Source organism: Marinospirillum sp., from assembly GCF_035271045.1.
Lineage (GTDB): Bacteria > Pseudomonadota > Gammaproteobacteria > Pseudomonadales > Halomonadaceae > Marinospirillum.
Genome location: NZ_DATESC010000023.1, coordinates 30,567 through 53,040, shown reverse-complemented (window position 1 = coordinate 53,040; position 22,474 = coordinate 30,567). Strand labels below are relative to the sequence as shown.

17 protein-coding genes are annotated in these 22,474 nt (G+C 43.2%); 15 read left to right on the top strand and 2 right to left on the bottom strand.

Translation table 11 applies throughout. The features are described 5' to 3' along the window. Positions 1-80 precede the first annotated feature (80 nt). The 3 genes from VJY63_RS09245 (at position 81) to VJY63_RS09235 (ending at position 3,328) form a co-directional block, all read left to right on the top strand. Positions 81-965, top strand: a complete 885-nt coding sequence (locus VJY63_RS09245; protein ID WP_324050190.1) for a LysR family transcriptional regulator — start codon at positions 81-83, stop codon at positions 963-965. Between the two features lie 111 nt (positions 966-1,076). Beyond that, positions 1,077-2,327 carry a sodium:proton antiporter NhaD gene (gene nhaD / locus VJY63_RS09240; RefSeq protein WP_324050188.1) on the top strand — a complete coding sequence of 417 codons (1,251 nt, stop codon included), beginning with the start codon at positions 1,077-1,079 and terminating at the stop codon, positions 2,325-2,327. Positions 2,328-2,359: 32 nt separating this feature from the next. Further along, positions 2,360-3,328 (top strand): calcium/sodium antiporter, encoded by a 969-nt coding sequence (locus VJY63_RS09235; protein WP_324050186.1) that lies wholly within the window; start codon positions 2,360-2,362, stop codon positions 3,326-3,328. On the opposite strand, the gene VJY63_RS09230 is transcribed toward VJY63_RS09235, so the two are convergent. Continuing rightward, a complete protein-coding gene (locus VJY63_RS09230; RefSeq protein ID WP_324050184.1) occupies positions 3,323-3,811 on the bottom strand; it encodes an Lrp/AsnC family transcriptional regulator in 489 nt (162 codons plus the stop codon). The two genes, VJY63_RS09235 and VJY63_RS09230, sit on opposite strands and share 6 nt — an antisense overlap. A gap of 192 nt (positions 3,812-4,003) precedes the next feature. Here VJY63_RS09230 and leuA point away from each other — a divergent pair, with 192 nt between their 5' ends. Then, positions 4,004-5,674 (top strand): 2-isopropylmalate synthase, encoded by a 1,671-nt coding sequence (gene leuA / locus VJY63_RS09225; protein ID WP_324050183.1) that lies wholly within the window; start codon positions 4,004-4,006, stop codon positions 5,672-5,674. A gap of 105 nt (positions 5,675-5,779) precedes the next feature. On the opposite strand, the gene VJY63_RS09220 is transcribed toward leuA, so the two are convergent. Further along, positions 5,780-7,402, bottom strand: a complete 1,623-nt coding sequence (locus tag VJY63_RS09220) for a HAMP domain-containing methyl-accepting chemotaxis protein (protein ID WP_324050181.1) — start codon at positions 7,400-7,402, stop codon at positions 5,780-5,782. Positions 7,403-7,623: 221 nt separating this feature from the next. Between VJY63_RS09220 and VJY63_RS09215 the strand changes: the two genes are divergently transcribed. The 11 genes from VJY63_RS09215 to VJY63_RS09165 all read left to right on the top strand — a co-directional run bounded on the left by VJY63_RS09215 (position 7,624) and on the right by VJY63_RS09165 (position 22,467). Then, complete coding sequence (locus tag VJY63_RS09215) at positions 7,624-9,051, top strand: MBL fold metallo-hydrolase (protein ID WP_324050179.1); 1,428 nt, start codon at positions 7,624-7,626, stop codon at positions 9,049-9,051. Beyond that, positions 9,051-9,896 (top strand): DNA/RNA non-specific endonuclease, encoded by an 846-nt coding sequence (locus VJY63_RS09210; protein WP_324050177.1) that lies wholly within the window; start codon positions 9,051-9,053, stop codon positions 9,894-9,896. Before VJY63_RS09215 ends, VJY63_RS09210 begins: the two co-directional genes overlap by 1 nt. 8 nt (positions 9,897-9,904) lie before the next feature. Continuing rightward, positions 9,905-11,422 (top strand): SLC13 family permease, encoded by a 1,518-nt coding sequence (locus tag VJY63_RS09205; protein ID WP_324050175.1) that lies wholly within the window; start codon positions 9,905-9,907, stop codon positions 11,420-11,422. Between the two features lie 258 nt (positions 11,423-11,680). Beyond that, positions 11,681-13,033, top strand: coding sequence for a TolC family protein (locus VJY63_RS09200; protein ID WP_324050173.1), 1,353 nt, complete (start codon positions 11,681-11,683; stop codon positions 13,031-13,033). Continuing rightward, positions 13,030-14,223 carry an efflux RND transporter periplasmic adaptor subunit gene (locus VJY63_RS09195; protein WP_324050171.1) on the top strand — a complete coding sequence of 398 codons (1,194 nt, stop codon included), beginning with the start codon at positions 13,030-13,032 and terminating at the stop codon, positions 14,221-14,223. Before VJY63_RS09200 ends, VJY63_RS09195 begins: the two co-directional genes overlap by 4 nt. Next, on the top strand, positions 14,220-17,384 hold the full coding sequence (locus tag VJY63_RS09190; RefSeq protein WP_324050170.1) for an efflux RND transporter permease subunit: 3,165 nt from the start codon (positions 14,220-14,222) through the stop codon (positions 17,382-17,384). The genes VJY63_RS09195 and VJY63_RS09190 overlap by 4 nt, the downstream gene beginning before the upstream one ends. Positions 17,385-17,433: 49 nt before the next feature. Next, positions 17,434-19,887 carry a ribonuclease R gene (gene rnr, locus VJY63_RS09185; protein WP_324050168.1) on the top strand — a complete coding sequence of 818 codons (2,454 nt, stop codon included), beginning with the start codon at positions 17,434-17,436 and terminating at the stop codon, positions 19,885-19,887. Continuing rightward, a complete protein-coding gene (gene rlmB, locus VJY63_RS09180) occupies positions 19,884-20,660 on the top strand; it encodes a 23S rRNA (guanosine(2251)-2'-O)-methyltransferase RlmB (RefSeq protein ID WP_324050166.1) in 777 nt (258 codons plus the stop codon). The genes rnr and rlmB overlap by 4 nt, the downstream gene beginning before the upstream one ends. Before the next feature lie 206 nt (positions 20,661-20,866). Next, complete coding sequence (gene rpsF / locus VJY63_RS09175; RefSeq protein ID WP_324050164.1) at positions 20,867-21,280, top strand: 30S ribosomal protein S6; 414 nt, start codon at positions 20,867-20,869, stop codon at positions 21,278-21,280. A gap of 23 nt (positions 21,281-21,303) precedes the next feature. Beyond that, positions 21,304-21,531, top strand: coding sequence for a 30S ribosomal protein S18 (gene rpsR, locus VJY63_RS09170; protein ID WP_324050162.1), 228 nt, complete (start codon positions 21,304-21,306; stop codon positions 21,529-21,531). 54 nt (positions 21,532-21,585) lie between these two features. Then, on the top strand, positions 21,586-22,467 hold the full coding sequence (locus tag VJY63_RS09165; protein ID WP_324050160.1) for a hypothetical protein: 882 nt from the start codon (positions 21,586-21,588) through the stop codon (positions 22,465-22,467). The last annotated feature ends 7 nt before the right edge of the window (positions 22,468-22,474 follow it).

The following is a 22,474-nucleotide window of genomic DNA, read 5'->3' as shown; positions in this document are numbered from 1 at the left end:
TAAATGAAAAAAACACACTTTACGCAGACTTGGTTAATAAGCAAAATTCATCTAATGAATCCTCAGAATAAGGTCATGTTATGGATATTCGACCCCTACGTTATTTAGTGACTGTTGCTGATTTAGGTAGCTTTACCCTTGCAGCAGAAAGATTGGGTGTTGCTCAGCCTGCCGTTAGTATGTCGATTCGCAATATGGAAAAGCAGATGGGCTTGTCGCTGCTGGATCGCGGTGAAAAGCGTGTAAAGCCTACCGCAGAAGGGGCTATTTTAATGGTTCATGCGCGGCGCATTTTAGATGAAGTGGAAGCGGCTGAATTGGCGCTTAACGAAGCCCGTGGTTTAACTAAAGGTGAAGTGCGGATTGGTATTCCTAGTATGCTGGGTTCTTACTATTTCCCACCCATTTTAATGGCTTTTAAACACCGCCATCAAAGCTTAAATTTAGCTGTTTTTGAAGACGGTACACGCAGCATTCAAAAGAAAATTCGTGAAGGTGAATTAGACGTTGGGGTTATTGTTGCTGACCGCGTACCCAAAGACCTAGAAGCCATGCCTTTTTTACAAGAAGAAATGGTGGTTTGTGTACCACACGATCACCGTTTTGCGGCGCTAAGCTCGGTGAGTTTTAAAGAGTTCTTTGAAGAAGAGTTGGTGTTGTTTAAAGAAGGCTATTTTCACCGTGAATTCATTGACCGTGTTTGTGAAAAATCAGGCTTAACGCCCAGGGTTGCTTTTGAATCTAACTTGATTCCACTAACCAAATCGATTGTTAGGCAAGGTTTTGGCATTACGGTCTTTTTGAAAATGGTGTTAAAAGACGAGCCAGACTTGGTTGCAATTCCTTTTGAAGAACCTGTTTTCTTAAATATGTCCATTGCATGGAAAAAAGGGGCTTACCAGTCAATTGCCGATCGTGCGTTTGTTGAGTTTTTATTAGAGCACGCTGAAGTCGCTGCAGATTAAATTAAGTATTTAACGTCCGGTTAGTCTTGACTCACATTCTGGCAGGTTCTAGGATTTGTCGCGCTTTGTCATTAAAGCATTGCGCTCCTTCCGACCTGCACTGGAAAAACCATGTCCATTTTAGACTACACCCTCATTGTTCTAGCCTTGCTAGCACTGCTTGGCGTTATCTTTGAAGAATTTACACACATTAATAAAGCAAAAGTAACGCTGTTTTTTGGCACGTTAAGCTGGATGCTGTTATTTGCTTTTAGTCGTAGTCCAGAGCAAACCACCTTGGTTTCTACTGGGTTAGCCGAAAGCATTGCAGAAATAGCCGGTTTATGGCTGTTTTTAGTCGCTGCTATGACGTTTGTCGCGTATTTAAACAAAAAAGGGTTAATTGAAAATTTAATATTTTTAATTATGCCTCGTAAAGTTTCTGAACGGGGATTATTGCTGCTAACGGGGCTGTTCTGTTTTGTTTTTTCTTCTTTAGCCGACAATATTACTGCTACTTTAGTGTCTTGCACGTTAATTTTATCGCTTAATCTTAACCTTAGAAAACGCATAAAATTCATTACGTTAGTGGTCTTTGCCGTTAACTCTGGCGGTGTGGCACTGATTACGGGTGATGTGACTACGTTAATGATTTTTTTGGCGGGAAAGGTTGCCATTTTAAGCTTGCTAATCCTAGCGATTCCCGCTTTGCTGACGGTATTAATATTGGCGGTCTTGTTAGGTAGAGGTTTATCAGGGCAAGTGGTTCTTGAATCTAAAAATACTGTTGTTAGACGTGTAGATATCGTGATAGGTATTTTGTTTTTAAGTACGATTTTTGTGACGATTAGTGGCAATGTGATTTTTAGTATTCCGCCTGTACTGACCTTTTTATTCGGCTTGTCCATTATGTTTTTAGTCTCTCGCTTTATGAGTAGCGATTCTGATTTAGACCCGATACTTGAGTATGTTCGAGCCATTGAGTTTGAAACACTGCTATTTTTCCTTGGTATTTTGTTAATTGTTGGAATGCTCAAAGAAATAGAAGCACTGAATTCAATGGTCGCCATTTATGAAGTGTTACCACCTGTTTTTGCCAATTATTTAATGGGCATTTTCTCAGCCATTATTGACAACGTGCCTTTAACGGCCGCCTTGCTTAAATCAGGCATTAGTATGAGTACGGGTGAGTGGTTGGGTTTAACTTACTCTGTTGGTGTGGGTGGTTCGCTATTAGTGATTGGTTCTGCAGCGGGTATTGTGGCGATGAGCAAAATTCCAGGCTTAACCTTCGTGACTTATTTGCGTTATTTTTTGCAATTATTTTTAGCTTACACACTTGGGTATGCCGGTGTGGTGCTAATGGGGCAGTGGTTTTATTAGTGGTTTTATTCATTAAGCGTAAGGGGGAATGAATGTTATTAGCAGGACTTGCCGTTTTAGCAGGACTCGCTGTGCTGGTGTGGAGCGCTGATCGTTTTGTGGATGGTGCTGCGGCTACCGCGAACTATTTTAGTGTACCGCCATTACTGATTGGTATGGTGGTGGTTGGTTTTGGAACTTCAGCACCAGAAATGGTGGTTTCAGCTATCTCGGCTTCACAAGGTAATCCAGGCTTGGCTTTGGGCAATGCTTATGGCTCGAACATTACTAATATTGCGCTTATTTTAGGTATTACCGCATTAATAAGCCCGGTTATTGTGCATTCAAGCATTATTCGTAAAGAGTTACCCATACTGCTAGGCATTACCTTGTTGGCCGCTTATCAAGTGTGGGATGGTGAAATAACCCGTTTAGATGCTGTTATATTGCTGGGTGTATTTTTTCTTGTGATGGGTTGGACAATTTGGAGTGGCCTAAAAAAAGGTGGCGATGGCCTTGGCGATGACATGGAACAAGAGCTTGCCAGTCAAGACTTAACTTTAAAGTTAGCCGTTATGTGGCTGGTGGTTGGTTTGCTGCTGCTGGTGGCTAGTTCGCGTTTGCTGGTGTGGGGTGCGGTAGAAATTGCTCAAGGATTTGGCATCAGCGATTTAATTATTGGTCTAACCATTGTGGCTATCGGTACTTCTTTACCCGAGTTGGCTTCATCCGTTGCAGCCGCACGTAAAGGTGAACATGACATGGCGCTGGGTAATATTTTAGGTTCAAACCTATTTAATACCTTGGCTGTAGTGGGTATTGCTGGCGCGATCCACCCGTTAAGTTTTGGATCAGAGGTTTTCTCGCGCGATGTTATGGCGATGGTATTTTTAACACTTGCTTTATTTGTGTTGGGTTATGGCTATAAAAAAGCACAAGGGCGTATTAATCGCTTTGAAGGTGCATTTTTAGTGGCTTGTTATGTTGGTTACACGACTTATTTGCTGATGACGGCTTTATAGGTGCTGTAAAGACACCTCGGTGCTATCGACGACTTTCCGCATCACAAAGCTGGAATGCACGCCGGTAACACCGGGGATTTGCGTTAAAGTATTCAGTAAAAACTCTTGGAATTTCTCCATGTCAGGCACGATTACCTTTAACGTGTAGTCCGCAGATTGCCCTGTCACTAGCGAGCATTCCACAACTTCTGGGCAATGATTGACGATACGGTCGAATGCTAAAAAACGGTCAGGTGTGTGGCGATCTAAAGCCACTTGAATATAAGCCGTTAATTTTAATCCTAATTTAGACTGATTAAGCCGTGCCACATAGCCACTAATATAACCTTCGTCTTCTAATTGCTTAACCCGTCGTGAACAAGGCGAGGGCGATAAACCCACCAACTCAGCCAAATCTTGATTGCTGATACTGCTGTTTTTTTGCAGCGCTGCCAAAATGCGTCGGTCAGTACGGTCAAGTTTTACATTGTTGGTTGTTTTCATGGTTTTATTCCACTAAGTATTTATATTCAGCAATAATAAACTTAAAAAACTTATTTTTTAGCAATATTTATGCAGAATATGTTTTTTTAGAAGCATCTTAGCAATTATCTAGCGCTAGCTATCGGTTAAACTACTTACCTTCTATACAAGACCCTTGATTTATTCATTTTTAACTCGCAGTGAGAAATTCGTATGTCAGCCTTTGACCACACTAAATACCGCCCTTTTCCACCGGTGCCATTAAAAGACCGCCAGTGGCCTGACCAAATGATTACTAACGCGCCTATTTGGTGCAGCGTAGATTTACGCGATGGCAACCAAGCACTGGTTGATCCTATGACGGTCGAACAAAAAAAGCGCTTATTTACGCTGCTGGTTAAACTTGGTTTTAAACAAATTGAAGTGGGTTTTCCTGCTGCATCGCAGCCTGATTTTGATTTTGTACGGGCGCTGATTGATGAAAAAATGATTCCTGACGATGTTACTGTGCAGGTATTAACCCAAGCCAGAGAACACTTAATTGACCGCACCATTGAAGCGCTGGCAGGTGCTAAACAAGCCATTGTTCATGTGTATAACTCGACTTCAAAAGTGCAGCGTGAACAAGTCTTTCGTATGAGTCGTCAAGCCATTGTAGACATTGCTGTATCGGGTGTACGCCTTGTAAAAGAACGTGTTGCCAAGCACCCAGAAACTCAGTGGCGTTTAGAGTATTCACCCGAAAGCTTTACCGGCACTGAATTGGATTTTGCCGTCGAGATTTGTGATGCCGTCGTTAAAGAATGGCAGCCAACCCAAGAAAATAAAATCATTCTAAACTTACCTGCCACGGTAGAAATGTCGACCCCCAACATTTTTGCTGACCAAATCGAATGGTTTTGTCGCACTATTCAGCAGCGTTCTTGCATTGAAGTTAGCTTGCACACTCACAATGATCGTGGTTGTGGCGTTGCAGCAGCAGAATTAGGCTTAATGGCTGGCGCTGACCGTGTGGAAGGCACGTTAATGGGTAACGGCGAACGCACGGGCAATATGGATGTGATTACGCTAGCCATGAATTTGTACAGTCAAGGCGTTGACCCAAAGCTTAACCTAGCGGATGTTGAAGAAATTATTGAAGTTGTGGAAGAATGCACCCAAATTGCAGTCAATCCACGCCATCCTTATGTGGGCGAACTGGTTTACACGGCTTTTTCGGGTAGCCATCAAGATGCGATTAAAAAATCGTTAACCTGCCAAACAGAAGAAGCCGGTTGGAATGTGGCTTATTTACCGATTGACCCAAAAGATTTAGGGCGCAGCTATGAAGCGGTGATTCGCATTAACAGCCAGTCAGGTAAAGGTGGCGTGGCTTATGTGCTAGAAAATGATTATGGCTTACAGCTACCGCGTTGGTTACAGGTAGAATTTGCTAAAAAAGTACAAGCGCGTACTGAAGCGGCGGCAAGAGAATTGCAGCGTAACGAAATTTGGGAAACCTTTGAGCAGGCATATTTAAACAATGCTAATTTAGCCGTGTTAGTTAGCTATAAATTAGAAAGAAATGGCAGCGATCAGCTAACCGCTGTCGTTCGCCAACAAGGTAACGAGTGGGCGCTAGAAGCATCGGGCAAGGGTTCTTTGCACGCGTTAAGTCAAGCCTTACAAACACGCCTAGGCAGCCCTGTTCACATTACTGAATACAGCGAACACGCCCTTTCAAGCGGCAGTGAAGCCAAAGCTGCGACTTATTTACAAGTGCAAGTAGGCGAGCAAACCTACGCAGGCGTTGCAATCAGTGAAGACACGGTGAGTGCTAATTTAAATGCTTTATTAGCTGCTGTTAGCCCAGCGCTTTTAGCTAATAATTCAGCAGTTACTTAATACGAATTAGTACTTGCTCTAAACTAAAAAATGCCCTTAGTTAATCGCTAAGGGCGTTTTTTTACTGCTGCTTTTTATTTTTATACGGGCTAAGAATAAAGCGCATTAGATTTTAAAGCGTTCCACCAAGTCACGTAAATGGCGTGATAACTGCTGTGCTGCTTCGCCCGCATTCAGCGTTTCTATGGCTGATTCAGCACTGGTATTGGCTAGTTGGTCAATGGCAACGAGGCGTTGGCTAATCTCTTCAGCAACCGACGATTGCTCTTCAGCTGCGTTGGCAATTTGAATACTCATTTCGTGAATTTGTTGCACCGCAAAGTTAATTTCATTTAAAGCAACGTCGGCAAGGCTGGCTTGCTCAATGGTTGCATCGGCTTTAATTTGGCTAGCTTCCATTGCTTTGACGGCTTTTAATGATTGGGTTAACCACTGGTCAATAATCGCCTGAATTTCTTGAGTACTGGTACGGGTACGTTCAGCTAAAGAGCGCACTTCATCGGCAACCACGGCAAAGCCACGCCCATGTTCACCTGCACGCGCGGCTTCAATGGCTGCATTTAAGGCTAATAAGTTAGTTTGTTCAGCCACCGAGTTAATGACTTCTAACACTTCAGAAACGTGCTGACTGTCATCGTTTAGTTTACGTACCGCTGCTGCACTGTGACCAATTTCTTCAGCCAGTTGATTGATGGTTTCAATCGTATTGGCAACTACTTGCTGACCTTCTTTGGCTGCTACGTCGGCACGATTACCCGCTTCGGCTGCTTCGTTGGCATGAGAAGCCACTTGATGCACTGATGCTGACATTTGGGTCATAGCCGTTGCTACTTGGTCGGTTTCAGCCCGCTGGTTACTAATTTCATTCGATGAGCGTGTTGATGTTTCAGAAACCAACCGCATCTGTTCGCGTACCTTATAACTAGTACTGGTTACATCGCTTATTAGCTGTTGTAAACGGGTCATAAAGGCATTAAATGTTTCGGCTAGTTGACCTACTTCATCGCTACTTTTTACCGGCAAACGGTAGTGTAAATCAGAGTTTTCACTGTCTAGATTTTTCATGGCTGCAACTGTGTTGCGTAAATTCATCACCATGCGCTGGCTAATAATTAGCAATAATAAACCACCAATAATAAGGCTGGTTAAGGCTAAAGCTAAAGCTAGGGTGATGTCGTTTTTACCCTGATCAATGATTTTATTACGCGTTTGAGTAAAACGATCACGCTGAATTTTTACTAAATCTTGTAGCTGGTTACGAATAGCAAACCAACCTGGGTGCTCTACCTTAACTAAATGCACTTCAGCGTCTTGTAATTTGTTTTGTTCAATTAAGGTTAAAACATCCAATTTAGCTTGCTGATTGGTTTGCCAGAGACCACTTAATTGAGTGAGCTGTTGTTGCCATGCAGCATCATCTAAATAAACGTTTTTTAATAAAATAATATTTTCGTTGACCCGCTTTATCGCACTTTCAGTGACGGTACGAGGCTGTTTTAAAGTTGGGTTAAGTAACTTATTACGAATGGATATACCGGCTAACAAACCATCCGCCAACATTGAGTTTAGCTGAGTCATGGCTGCTTCATCACGGTCAAGAAATTTAATAAAGCGTTGTTCAGCGCGGTGCATTTGCAGTAAGGTTAAACTTAAAACTAAAATCAGCAGGAAGGTCGAAACCGACGCTGTAGCAATAAGTTTATTGCGTAGGCTATTGCGAAGCAGCATAAGAGTTAATCTCCAAAATGGATTCAAAAGAGTTTAGATTAAAAAGCTGTTACTGATTTATTTTTCTCTATTAGCTCAAGTTCCATCCTAGATCGAGCAAGGTATTTAGTTTTTTATTTTAGGTCAGTGGCAATAATAAATATACTTTCATTAGCCTAGTAAACAGGGTATAAAAATATTCTTCTTTGATGCTGTATTCTACTAAAAATAATGGGGATCAAATGCATATAGACTTTTGGGGCGCTGCACAGGAAGTTACGGGCTCTTGCCATTTAATAAAAGTTGGCAGACAAACCATTTTGTTAGATTGCGGCATTATGCAAGGCGGTGGCAAGGTAAAAGAGGACGAAGCTAATCGCCAAGACTTTCCTTTTGATCCTAGCAACATTGATGCTGTGGTGCTTAGCCATTCTCACCTAGACCATTGCGGTCGAATTCCTTTACTGATTAAGCAAGGCTTTAAAGGCAAAATCTATACTCAGCGTGCCTGCCAAGAAATGTGCCGCGTTATGTTTATGGATGCTGCACACATTGCCCAGCGCGATGCTTATACGCTTAATCGTAAACGTGAACGCAAAGGTTTACCGGCCCTAGAGCCACTTTTTACAACGCAAGATGCTGAAAAAGCGTTAAAACATTTTCGTGGTATGGACTACGCTCAGTCATTAAAAATTGCTGATGGCATTACGGTTACTTTGTTTGATGCTGGGCATATTTTGGGTTCGTCCATTGTTCAACTGACTTTAGAAGAAAACGGCGCAACACGAAAAGTGGTTTTTTCTGGCGATTTAGGCCATGCCGGTGCGCCGATATTGCGTAACCCTGCTTGTGTCAGAGAAGCCGATGTGGTTCTTTTAGAAAGTACCTATGGTGGGCGTTGTCACCGTAGTTGGGAAGAAAGCTTTATAGAAATGGGTGAGGTGCTTGATAATGCCAGACTGTCGGGCGGCAATCTATTAATTCCTTCTTTTGCTGTGGGTCGTACGCAAGAGTTGCTTTATTTGTTTGCTAAGTATTATCAAGAGTGGAAAATGGGTGATTGGCAAATTTACCTTGATAGCCCTATGGCAATAGAGGCCACTGAAGTTTATTCGCATCATAGCCATTTATATGACGCTGAAAGCCGCGAAATGTGGGCTAAGCATCAACAAAAAGGCAGCTTGCCTAATTTGCACATTACCCGTTCACCTGAAGAATCCATTGCGATTAATGCTATAAAAAGTGGTGCCATTATTATTGCAGGCAGCGGTATGTGTGAAGGTGGACGTATTCGTCATCATCTAAAAAATCATGTCTGGCGTAAAGGCAATCACTTGGTTTTTGTTGGTTTTCAAGCGCGTAATACTTTGGGTCGAAGGATTGTTGATGGTGCTAAAACCATTAAACTTTGGGGTGAAGAAATTAACGTTGAGGCAAAAGTGCATACGATTAATGGTTTTTCTGCCCATGCTGACCAACAAGGTTTAATTGACTGGTACCGTTGCTTTAATGATTCGCCCAAGCTTTATTTGGTTCACGGTGAAACTGAAGCACAAGCGGCTTTAATTGAAGCGATAAAACCTTACACTCATGCCCAAGCGCCTAGTGTAGGACAGCGCTTAGATTTACTTGACCCAACGGGACAATTGCAGGATTTGGTTAAAGAGTAATGAGAATAAAAAAGCTTTTAAAATTACCTAAATGGTTGTTAGTGGTTGTTATGTTGGGCGGTGGTTTTACCTATTGGCAAGAAGTGCAGCAGCGTGAATACCATGCTTATGCAGGTTTACCCATTGCCCAAGATTGGAAAGACTGGCAGCGTTGGCACCATGTATTGCGTAACCCTGGGTTTATGGTGGGCTATTCTGATATTCGTATGAATCCTTTGTGGGTGACTTATCGCCTTGAAGCTAAAGAAGCGGGTGGTAGTGGCGCTCGTCCTTCGGGTTTTGATGAGGATTGGCGCAGCATTATGCGAGTTAAACACGGCGATTATACTGGCAGCGGTTATGACCGAGGCCATTTAGCGCCTAATTATGCGATTGCTAAAGTGCATGGCAGAGAAGCCCAATTAAAAACTTTTTTAATGACTAACATCAGTCCACAAACCCCCAATTTAAACCGTCGCGTGTGGCAAAGAATGGAGCAGTCAGCGATGGATCATTTTGCCGTGCTTAAAAAAGAAGTTTGGGTAATAACGGGGCCTATTTTTGATGATAATATTCAAAGAATACCGGGCAAGTTTATAGAAATACCGGATGCATTTTATAAAATATTTATCGCTCCACCTTCACACAATCGTCCATTAGAAGTGCTGGCTTTTGTTGTGCCGCAAGACGTAAAAGGCTATGAGCCATTGGCACAATTTGTAACTACTGTGCGCGAAGTAGAAACCGCAACAGGGTTAAACTTTTTGCACCGTTTACCGCAAGTAATACAAGATCAAATAGAAACCACTAAAACCCCAAATGCTTGGCAATTAGAAAAAGTAAGTACCACTAAAGGCAGGTTTTAATCAGCAATATGAGCGTATTTATTGTAGCGGGTGTGTTGGTTAGTTTGGTGGGTACACTGATTTTTACACGTTTAAAGCCCTTGTATGCCTTTGCTGGGGCGCTGCTTATTGTTTATTTCAGTGGTTTGCTTCCTAAAGAGCAATTGTTGCTTAACTTTGTTAACGAGTCGGTGATTAGTTTATTGCTGCTGTTACTGACTTCTTTAGCATTAGAAAAAACCCGTTTTGTACAGCAAATGGCTAATTGGTTATTAAAAGGCAAAGAGCGTTTTGTATTGTTTAAGTTAATGACCAGTGCGGGCTTACTTTCTTCGGTTACTAATAATACAGCGGTTGTTGCAACTTTAATGGTGCCTGTGCAAAGCAACCCTAGTATTGCGCCTAGCCGTTTACTGATTCCACTTTCTTATGCCGCAGTATTGGGGGGTGTCTTAACGCTAGTAGGAACGTCAACGAACCTGATTATTGATGGTTTAGCCAGAAAAGAAGGCTTGCCCGGCTTAGGTTTTTTTGATTTTACATTGGTTGGTTTACCTATCTTTTTTATAGGTGTACTGCTGTTGACGATTACCTATAAAACGCTACCTGATAACGGGATTACCAAACCTAAAGTAGCCGAACACTATTTTACTGAGCTTAATCTTTTACCTGATTCGCCGCTGGTAGGACAAACTCTTGAAGAGGCTGGTATTACAAAAGTAGAAGCGTTGTATTTGGTTGAGCTAGTTAGAGCTGGCAAAGTTATTACTCGTTTTAAGTCTTCTGAGCGATTAAAAGAAAATGATCATTTGGTTTTTTCGGGTGATATTAGTCAAGTACACCTGCTAGAAGCGATGCCTGGGTTAGTGCTAGATGAAAACCTCTCAGATTTAGGTGAACGTAATCTAGTTGAAGTTGTATTAAGTCCTACCTCAAGGCTGATTAATCAAAGTATAAAACACCGCAGTTTTCAAAGTCAGTTTGATGCCACTGTAGTGGCTATAAAGCGTGGTAATCAGCACCTTTCTGGTGGGTTAGAAGCCTTATCATTAAGACCTGGTGATGTATTGGTGTTAGCGGTTGGCCCAGAATTTCAAAATCGCCCTAACTTGGGACGAAATTTTGTGGTGGTTAATGGTTTGGTAACGCTCGATCAGTACACAGGCTTTAAAGCCATTTTAATTGCAGTCAGCTTTTTTTCTGCACTGATGAGCGCAGCAACAGGTGTATTGAATCTGCTAGACTCCCTACTGATATTACTCATGATTTATTTGGCAACGGGCGTTTTAACAGCCACTGAACTACGCCGGCGCGCACCTTTTGAATTAATTTTAATCATTGGTTGTGCGCTAGGCATCGCGCAAGTCATGCTTAGTTCTGGACTAGCGGCTACCCTTGCAACACAAATAGTTGCCGTATTTTCTTACTGGGGAATAGGGGGCGCATTAGTCGGTATTTATTTAATTACTTGGTTGATTACTGAACTTATTACTAATAACGCTTCGGCAGCTTTGTCCTTTCCTATCAGTTTAGCGATTGCTCAGTAATTTGGTGTTGACCCTAAACCACTGCTGATTACAACGGCTTTTGCCGCCAGTGCTTCTTTCTTATCGCCCTATGGTTATCAAACCAATTTAATGGTCTATAGCGCAGGTAAATACCGCTATGTCGATTATGTAAAAACGGGTTTACCTTTAGCCATTATTTATGGCGTAAGCGTTTGCGTGTTAGTGCCTTGGGTGTTTCCTTTTTAAGGGTGTATCAACATCATCATTAAAATCTTTGTTAATCATTAGGCAACTAGAATGCTAGACAAACTGAGTTTAACCCTGCTTCTTATTCTTGCCGCTGGATGCAGTAGCAAGCAATCAATGGACTATACGTCAGCTGCTGATAAAGCCTTAACAGCAACAACGCAATGGGATTATAGTCAGGCTAAGGGTGAACAACCCAGTTACCTTAACGACCTTATTCAAGAACCTAAGCTTGATGAATTAATCACGCTGGCTTTAAAAAACAACCCAGGGCTACAGCAAACATCCTTAGCATTAAAAATCGCCTACGCACAAGGCAACATCAGTTCAGCAGCCAGACTACCAACCCTTAACGCTGGGTTTAGTAGTAGTCGTGAACAAGATCAAGATACAGCGTATAAAGCGGATTTAACGGTCAGCTGGGAATTGGATATTTGGCAAAAACTAACCGATCAAGTTAAAGCCTCAGAAATGGAGTTAGCGCATTCAGAAAGTTTTTATACGAGCGCCCGTGCCGTGCTAGCCGCTAATGTAATGCGAAGCTGGTTAACCCTTATTCGTGACAAGCAACTCCTTGCTGTTGAATACCAACGCCTAGCTATTTTGGAAAATAGCGAGCATTTAATTACTCAGCGTTACCTTGCTGGCTTGGGCAGTATTAAAGAGTTAGATGATGCGCGTAGCACTAGCGCCAGCACGCGTGCCAATTTGGTTGAATACCAAGAAAACCTAAAAAGGTCAGAAAGAAGTTTGCGTCAACTTTTAGGGCTACAAGCTTCCCAGCAACCCTTGCCTTCAATTGAAGAATTTCCCGATGTTATGCAAGTGCTTGCTAGTCTTCCTGAACAAAATTTGTCACAAAGGCCAGATTTACAACAAGCCTATTACAACTTAAAAGCCAACCAATATAAAACCCAAATTGCTTATAAAGATATGCTGCCTTCGATTAGTTTATCTGCGGCATTAAGTGATTTTGGCAGCTCGCCCAGTGAAGCACTTTTTACCAGTCCAGTTTGGAGTTTATTAGGTCAATTAACCGCGCCTTTATTTCAAGGCGGCAAGCTACGTGCTCAGGCTGAAATTGCCGAACTAACCACCGAACAAGCTTACTTAGCGTTTCAAGACACGCTATTAACCGCCATTACTGAAGTCAATAATGCCCTTGGCAAAGAGCAATCCCTTGAACGCCAGCAACACCACTTACAAAACGCATTAATCAGCGCAGAACGTAGTGCCAGCCATTACCAAGCTAAATATCGGTTAGGGCTTTTAACTACGCTTGATTTAATTAGCGTGCAACAGAAAACCTTTGATCTGCAAACCCAACTAACGCAACTCACTTACAACCGTTTGGCCAATCGTATTGATCTTGGGCTAGCGCTAGGACTCGGTGTTAAATCATGAATAAAACGCTTAAAACACTCATTATTACCGCCCTTGTTTTGGCTATGATTCCTTTGGCTATTACTTACAATAAGTTTGCCTCAGCTAATCGCAACCTAGTACCTAAAAACACTAAGCCCGCTAAAGTTGTTTACCCTGAAGTAGGAGTTTGGTCTGTTGAGGCAGACAACTATCAAGCCAGTGTTACTGGGTTTGGTGAAGCACAATCTAAATTTCAGCTCACGCTGGTAGCTGAGGTTAGTGGCAAAATAATCCAATTATCCGATCAATTTGCTTCGGGTTTTTCGGTTGAGAATCAAGCCCTGTTAGCCAAAGTAGACGCAACCAATTACCAACAAGCCTTAGCAACCGCCAAGGTCAATTTAGCTGAAGCCAAGCTTGTCCTATTAGAAGAAGAAAATCAGGTTGCCCAAGCAAAACTAGAATGGGGACAATCCGGCTTTGAAGGCACACCCGACTCAGCACTTGTCTTGCGCGAACCTTACCTAATAGCAGCACAAACAAAAGTTGAACAGGCAATAAGCCAAGTGCAGGTTGCACAACAAGATTTAGAAAAAACACAAGTACGCGCACCCTTTGATGCAATCATCGTTAATCGCAATGTCCAGCTGGGTAGCTATGTGCAACAAGGTGCAGAAATTGCCACCCTCTACAGCAAAGACAAACTAGAAATTGCTATTCCTTTATCTGCCAATGAGTGGCGTTTATTACCCAACCTAGAATCACTGAACACTAAACCTTGGTTGGTGACACTTTCTAGCCAAGAAAACAACCAACAGTGGCAAGCAAGGGTAGAACGCACAACCAGCCATATTGATACCAGCAGCCGCCAGCGCTCAATTATTGTGGTGGTGGATAATCCACTTAACCAACCGCAGCCGCTTTACCCCGGTACTTTTGTTAAGGCAAAAATTGAAGGTAAAACACTCACTGGATTATGGAAAGTGCCCGCTTCAGCCATTTCACAAAACAACACCCTTTGGCTGGTTGATAACAAACAAGTATTAAAAGAAGTGCCTGCCAAGGTGCTTTTTAGTGCTAATCAATTTAGTTATGTGCAACCGCCTGAAGGTGAAACTTCTGCTGATGTCGTTATTCGCCCTTTAAATACTTACCTTGTAGGTATGCGAGTGACGGCAATTAAAGAAGGCGCGATTAAAGACGATGCTTCTGCGGAGACAGCGTTATGAGTAGCCAGAATAAACCAACAGAGCCGCTAACGGGCGGTGGAATTATTGGCTGGTTCGCTGCTAACTCAGTTGCTGCCAACCTGCTATTAATTACCGTTATTATTTTAGGTGTTCTATCCTTCAGTAAACTGCGGCAAGAAGGTTTTCCTAGCCTTGAACCTAACACCATTCGTATTTCGGTAATTTATGATGGCGGCACGCCCAGCATGGCAGAAGAAGGCATTGCTTTAAAAATTGAAGAAGCCCTAGAAGCTTTGCCCGGCATTCAGCGCATGACTTCAACGTCTAACAAAAATGGCAGCTCTGTTAGCGTTGAAAAAGAAAGTAATTACGATTTAGACGTGCTGTTTACCGATATTAAAACCGAAATTGATGCGATTAATAATTTCCCATCAGAAGCTGAAAAACCCGTTATTACCAAAGCCCGCCGTCAAGATCATGCCATTTGGGTGCAGCTGTATGGCGATGCTGAATCTGCAACGATGCAGGCATTGGCAGAACGAATTAAAGTCGATTTATTGGCTAAAGATGCTATTAGTGACCTAACCATTAGCGGAAAAGAAGACATTCTACTCAGTGTGGAAGTAGAAGAAGTCACGCTGCAAGCTTATGGCTTAACCATGACTGATATTGCCAACGCCATTAATGCAGAATCTTCATCGCCGCTCAGCACCAGCTTGCGTAACGATCAAAAAGTCATGCGATTATCGGTTGCTAATCAAGCCTATAGCGTGGCTGATTTTGCAAAAATTCCGCTACTGACTACTGCTGATGGTGCCGTGATTCGCTTGGGTCATCTTGCCAGCATTAAAAATACCTTTGATGACGATAGCGCTGTGTTAACGCGCTATAACCAACAAAACAGCCTAGGCATACAAGTGCTGATGGATGAATACGGCGATGTCAGCCGTATTGTTGAGCAAGCGCAACAAGTGGCCGATGAATGGCAAGCCAGTGGCTTATTGCCCGCCAATGTTCATTTAGAAACTTGGTATGACAAAAGCTTGCTTATTAAAGAACGTTTGTCGCTTTTAACATCCAATGCCATGAGCGGTATCGCAATGGTGTTTTTTATTCTGGCGCTCTTTTTAAATATACGGGTGGCTTTTTGGGTTGCGGCAGGCTTGCCATTTATATTTTTTGGCACCTTGTTTTTTATGACCGATAGCTTTACTGGGCTGACTTTAAACCAGATGACCACCTTTGGTTTTATTATGGCGCTAGGGATAGTAGTGGATGATGCCGTGGTGATTGGTGAAAGTGTTTATGAAACCCGCCGAAGGCATGGCGATACACTGGCAAATACCGTAAGAGGCACAACCAAGGTGGCAATTCCAACCCTGTTTGGCGTGTTAACCACCGTTGCAACCTTCACTGCCCTTTCCAACATTGAAGGGCGAATGGGGCAGATTTATGCTCAGTTTGGTACGGTTGTGACTATCTGCCTTTTGCTTTCAGTGGTGGAATCTAAACTCATTCTGCCCGCGCATTTAGCGCACCTTAATACACGCCGTAAAACAGGAACGGGGTGGCGCTTTATTTGGATAAATATTCAGGCAAAAGCCGATAACGCACTGCAAGGTTTTAATCAACATATCTACCGACCAGCGATTAAAAAAGCGCTGGCATTTCGTTATGCGGTGGTGCTGGGCTTTGTTGCCTTAATGATTTTGGTGATGGGTATGCCAATGACGGGTGCTGTGCGTATTTCCTTTTTCCCCAGTATTCCGGGCGATGTTGTATCCGCACGGATTAATATGCAAAAAGATGCCAGTTTTGGGCAAACACACCAAAACCTATTGCAGCTAGAAGCGATGGCATTACAGACAGACCGTGAATTAAGTCAGGGTGCAGATAGCAATATAAAAAGTTTATTACTCTCGTCATCCAATGATTTAAGTGGCAGCATTACTATTCAACTGCACACCGATGGCACTTACACCGCCCCAGAATTTGTTAGGCGTTGGAAAGTGCTAAGTGGGTCACCCGAAGGTGTACGCCAGCTAAGTATTCGCTCCAGCCGAGAAATGGTTGATAACCTAAATGTTGAGCTTAAAGCTTGGGATGATGATTCAGTGGTTGCTGCTGGCTTGGCATTTAAAGCAGCACTAAAGCAAATGCCAGGTGTCAGCGGTATTGATGACAACCTTAGCCCCGGCGAACCGCAATTACGCTTTGAACTAACCGAACAAGGCCGTGCTTTAGGTATGGATACTGCTGCGCTTTCCAAACAAATTTTTCAAGCCTTTGGCGGCAGCAGCGTGCAAAAATTTCAGCGTAATAAAGATGAAGTAACAGTTAAAGTTAGCTACCCAAAAGATCAGCGCCAAACACAAGCAGATATTTTGCAGGCTAAAATACGCACACCTCAAAATACCGTATTGCCAATGAGTGCAGTGGCAAAAATCATTCCAGAATATGCCCAAACAGACATCACCCGAATTGATGGGTTACGTGCTATTTATGTGACTGGAATAGTCGACAAAGAAGTGATTGCCGCTAATGAATTAGTCGACCATTTAAAAGCAACTGTGGTCTCCGATTTATTAAAAATCTACCCAGATTTAACGATTTATTTTGGTGGTGAAGCAGAACAGCAAGCCGAAACAACCAACTCGATGGCACAAATGTTTTTTGTTGCTATGCTTGCTATCTATGCACTACTGGCTATTCCACTGCGCTCTTATATTCAGCCCTTATTAATTATGACTGCTATTCCCTTTGGTATTGTGGGTGCAATTCTTGGACATTGGCTCAATGATTTAACCATTAGCGTGCTTTCACTATTTGGGGTTATCGCTTTAAGTGGTGTGGTTATTAACGACAGTTTATTATTGGTTTCAACCTACAATGATTTACGTAAAACAGGCATGGGCGTAACTGATGCCATTATTGAATCTTGTACTAGCCGATTACGTGCGGTTTTATTAACCTCCATAACCACTTTTGCAGGTTTAGCCCCTTTATTAAGTGAAACATCACGGCAAGCACAATTTTTGATTCCTGCTGCTGCTGCCTTGGGTTACGGTATTTTATTTGCCACCGTTATTACCTTACTACTGACTCCTTCACTTTTAATGATTCAAGAAGAAATTAGACGCTTGTTGATAGCACTGAAAACAAAACTATTCACTAAACAGGACTCAGTGGAAAGGTGTTAAACTCTTAACAAACATTTTTGTAACGACATAAATAGAAGGGTTAATTCCGATGAAAGCCACTTGGCCGCTAGATAAAGATCCCTATGCTGACCGCGAAGCCAGCACTTATGAACACCCTGTGCCTAGTCGTGAATACATTATTGATTGCTTAAAAGAAGCCGGTCGTCCTATGACGCATGAGCAGTTATGTAAAGCTTATGGCATGACTGATGAGACTTCCATTGAAGCATTAAGACGGCGATTAATCGCTATGGAACGATCAAGCCAGTTACTGATTAATCGTCGACGTGCTTATGCTTTGATCGACAAGCTAGATTTAATTAAAGGTCGTGTACAAGCGCACCGCGACGGTTATGGCTTTTTAATCCCTGAAGGTGGTGGTGATGATCTTTATCTACACAACCGCCAACTGGCTAAAGTTTGGGATGGTGACATAATTTTGGTGCGTGAAATGGGTACAGATCAACGTGGTCGCCGTGAAGGTGCCGTTGTTGAAGTGTTAGAGCGTGGCGTGACTCACTTGGTTGGGCGTTTAAAGTTTCAGCCAGGCGGTTTTGCTGTGGTCGTCCCAGAAAATACGTCGTTACACCATGAAGTTTTAATTCCGCCCGACGAGTTAGGCGGAGCGCGTGAAGGTGAGATTGTTCAAGTTGAAATTATTGAGCACCCAGGGCATCGCCGTATGGTCGTTGGTAAAATCACGGAAGTCTTAGGTGATTTTATGGCAGCAGGTATGGAAATTGAGGTGGCGCTGCGTAGTTATAATTTGCCTTTTGAATGGAGTGCAGCGGTACTCGAACAAGCCAATAAATTTGGCAGTCAAGTTAATGAAAAGGATAAGTTGCAGCGGGTCGATTTACGTCATTTACCACTGGTTACTATTGATGGTGAAGATGCTAAAGACTTTGACGATGCGGTCTATTGTGAGAAAACAGCATCGGGTAGTTGGAAGTTATGGGTCGCCATTGCGGATGTTTCACACTACGTTGGCGTGGATTCACCACTTGACCAAGAAGCCATGACGCGTGCAACGTCAGTATATTTCCCCGGTCGTACCATTCCTATGTTGCCAGAAGCCTTATCTAATGGCTTATGTTCACTTAACCCAAATGTTGATCGCTTGTGCATGGTTTGCGAAATGAGCATCAGTAAAGCGGGTGCGTTAACACGCTACAAGTTTTACGAAGGGGTTATGAATTCAAAAGCACGCCTAACCTATACGCAAGTAGGTGCGCTAATTAGCGAGCCAGACAGCATTACGGCAGAACTAATACGTGAACAGTACCCACAGCTAACCAGTCCGTTGCAGCATTTGCACGGTGTGTATCAGACCTTGCGCCAAGCGCGTGAAGCGCGGGGTGCGATTGATTTTGAAACCCGTGAGACACGCATTGTTTTTGGTAGCGATAAAAAGATTGAAAAAATTGTGCCGGTTACGCGCAATGATGCTCACAAAATTATTGAAGAATGTATGCTGTGTGCTAACGTCGCCACGGCACGTTTTCTGGACAAGTATAAGTTAGCTGGTTTGTACCGTGTGCATGAGCGCCCTAAAGCCGAGCGCTTAGAAACGCTGCGGGCATTTTTGTCAGAGCTAGGCATTGTGTTAGAAGGTGGCGATAAACCTACGCCTATGGATTACCAAGGTGTGTTTAGTAAAATCCGTAATCGTCCTGATGCTGAAATTATTCAAACCATGATGCTGCGTTCTATGCGTCAAGCAGTTTACACGCCAGTGAATGAAGGGCACTTCGGTTTGGCTTATACCGCCTATGCTCACTTTACTTCACCGATTCGTCGTTATCCTGACTTGTTAGTTCACCGCGCTATTCGGGGTTTAATTCGCAGCAGTACAGAAACCACCAATGTGCAAAGGGTTGAATACGCGCCGGTTGATAAAGTAGATAAGTGGTCGCCTTATTCACCGCAGCAAATGATCGAGCTTGGTGAGCATTGCTCTATGGCTGAACGCCGTGCCGATGAAGCAGTGCGTGATGTGACCGATTGGTTAAAATGTGAATTTATGCTGACTCATGTTGGCGAAGTTTTTATGGGGCGTATTAGTTCGGTTGTAGGCTTTGGTTTGTTTATTGAGCTGCACGATTATTTCGTGGAAGGCTTGGTGCATATTAGCGCGTTGCCCGGTGATTATTACCGTTTCGAACCAGAAAAGCAGCGCTTAATCGGTGAGCGTGGTGGCAAAAGTTACCGTTTAGGTGATGATGTAGAAATCATTGTTTCGCGCGTTAATTTAGAAGACCGTAAGATAGATTTTGATTTAAGCGATGCCATTGATAACCCAAGCAAACCTACTAAAAAAGCGCGTAAAAAGAAAAAAGTTGACGCATTAATTAGTAACCCTGCGAATCAACCGATTAACAAGGACGTTAAAAAAGACAAGGCTGCAAAAAAAGATAAAGCTAAGAAGAAGAAAAAGAAAAAAAGCGCCAGTCGTCCCGGTAAAAAAGAACGTGAAAAACTGAAGGCTAAAAAAATACTGTGAATAAAAAACCACGTAGACCCAAAATTGAAGTAACTCAAAGCCTTGCTGCTGTATTTGGCTTTCATGCTGTTGAAAGTTTAATTAAATACCGTGTACGTCATATTGCTTACCTTTGGGCGCAGCAAGGGCGTGATGATACAAGGATGCAAGGCTTGCTTGAAACGGCTCATGCTGCAGGTGTGAAAATTGAAATTCAGCCGCGTGAAACCCTTGATAAAGAAGCCGGTGGTGGTGTTCACCAAGGCATTATTGCTTGGGTACAGCCACGACAAGCCGGTGGTGAATCTGATTTAGAACGCCTGCTTGTTGAATCTACAACACCGCCTTTGTTGCTGGTGTTAGATGGTGTGACTGATCCGCATAACCTAGGCGCGTGTATGCGTAGCGCTGAAGCGGCTGGCGCTGCTGCAGTGATCGTACCCAAAGATAAATCAGCAGGGTTAAACGCGACCGTTAGAAAAGTGGCTTGTGGTGCAACTGAAACGCTACCGCTTATTCAAGTGACTAATCTTGCCAGAACTTTGCGTAGCTTGGCAGATTATGGTGTGTGGATCATTGGTACGGCTGGTGAAGCAGAACAGCTCATTTATCAAACCGACTTAACCCGTTCAGTCGCTTTGGTGATGGGTGCAGAAGGCCGTGGAATGCGCCGCTTAACCCGCGAAGTGTGTAACGAGCTGGTTAAATTACCAATGGCTGGTGAAGTTTCTAGCTTGAACGTATCCGTTGCATCGGGTGTTGCTTTATACGAAGCTGTGCGGCAGCGGCTTTAAGCTGTTTTGCAAGCGCTGTTTTTTAAAGGCTTGCGCTTGGTATGGCGAGGGGTTAAAATCTCGCGCTTGTTTAAGTGGTCGGAAATTCACTTAAATGGCAGCGGCTATAGTTTAGCCGCTGGGTATTGAAGTTTCCTCCTTGCTTTTTGTTATTCATTCCCTTAGTAAAATTGGTACAAAAAGCTATTAATCCGTAAGGAGCATTTATGCGTCATTATGAAGTAATTTTTATGGTTCATCCTGACCAAAGCGAACAAGTTCCCGCTATGGTTGAGCGCTACACTACTTTGATTACTGAAGCTCAAGGTGCTGTACATCGCATGGAAGATTGGGGTCGTCGTCACCTTGCTTACCCAATTAACAAGGTTACTAAAGCACACTATGTTCTAATGAACATTGAGTGCCCTGAATCTGTTATGAACGAATTAGAAGACGTGTTCCGTTACAACGATGCTGTGATCCGTAACCTGGTTATTCGCACCAATGAAGCGGTAACTGAACCTTCGCCTATGAAGGCTTCTGAGTCCCGTGAAGATCGACGTCGTGGTGATGACCGTCACGAGAGCAATGACGATGATCACAATGATTCGTCTGATGACGATTCTGAAGATAACGAATAAACCACTTAATCAGGAGAATCACCATGGCTCGTTTTTTCCGTCGCCGTAAGTTTTGCCGTTTCACTGCTGAAGGCATTAAGCAAATCGACTACAAAGATATTGACCTTCTAAAAGGTTATGTCACTGAAACTGGTAAAATTGTACCTAGCCGTATTACAGGTACTAAAGCTAAGTATCAGCGTCAGCTTTCTTCAGCAATCAAGCGTGCACGTTTTCTCGCTTTGCTACCTTACTCTGACAGCCACGAATAATAATTTGGGCTGAACTGTGGCCTAAAATTTATGCGTTTTTTAGCTGAGTTTGTTATGAAAAATCCCAGTCGTGCCATTGGCGCGGCTGCGGTAACTGCCTTGATCCCCGTTCTTTCTTTATTTAGCAGTGCTATCGTTGCGCTAGTTTGGTTGCGGATGGGGCCTGCTCAAGGTGCAAAAGTTTTATTGGCCGCAGCAATACCCGGTGTTTATTACTGGTTATCTGCTTCTAGTCCTGATGTGCTTTTGGCTGTTATTGGCGCAGCAGTACTTGCTGAAATTTTGCGTAATAATCAAGGTTGGGGTCGTGCATTACTGGTGGGTACTTTAGCTGCTGCATTAGTGGCTATTACGGTTAAATGGCTTGACGATGATTTGCAAACACAAATTATTGGCGTGCTGTTGGATCAAGTCGACTTAGTTGAACGTTATGATTTAAATACTTTCGATCAGCAGCAATTAGCGATTACTTTAGGTTGGCTATTCAACGGTGTTATTACTGCTGTGCAGTTGCTTATGCTGATTGCCAGTTTGTTGTTAGCGCGTTGGTGGCAGTCAGTGCTGTATAATCCTGGTGGTTTTCAGTTTGAATTCCATGCCATACGCCTGCCTCTTTGGTCATCTGTTTGTTTGCCCTTAGTATTAATACTGGTTGCTAGCGGTCAAACATGGCTTTTATCGGCAGTACCTGTGCTATTGGTGCCGCATTTAATTGCTGGTATTGCTTTAGTGCATGGCGTGTTTGCGATTAAAAAGTACAACAGCTTTTGGTTGGGCCTGTTGTATGTGTTGTTGTTTCTTGCTCAGCCATACATGAGCTTATTGCTCGTTCTTATTGCCCTGGCGGACAGTTTGATAGACATTCGTCATCGACTGGCTCCTCCACCATCGACTCCTCCTTCGTTAAAAAAGGACGATGATGATGGCGAGGCCTAACGTCTTG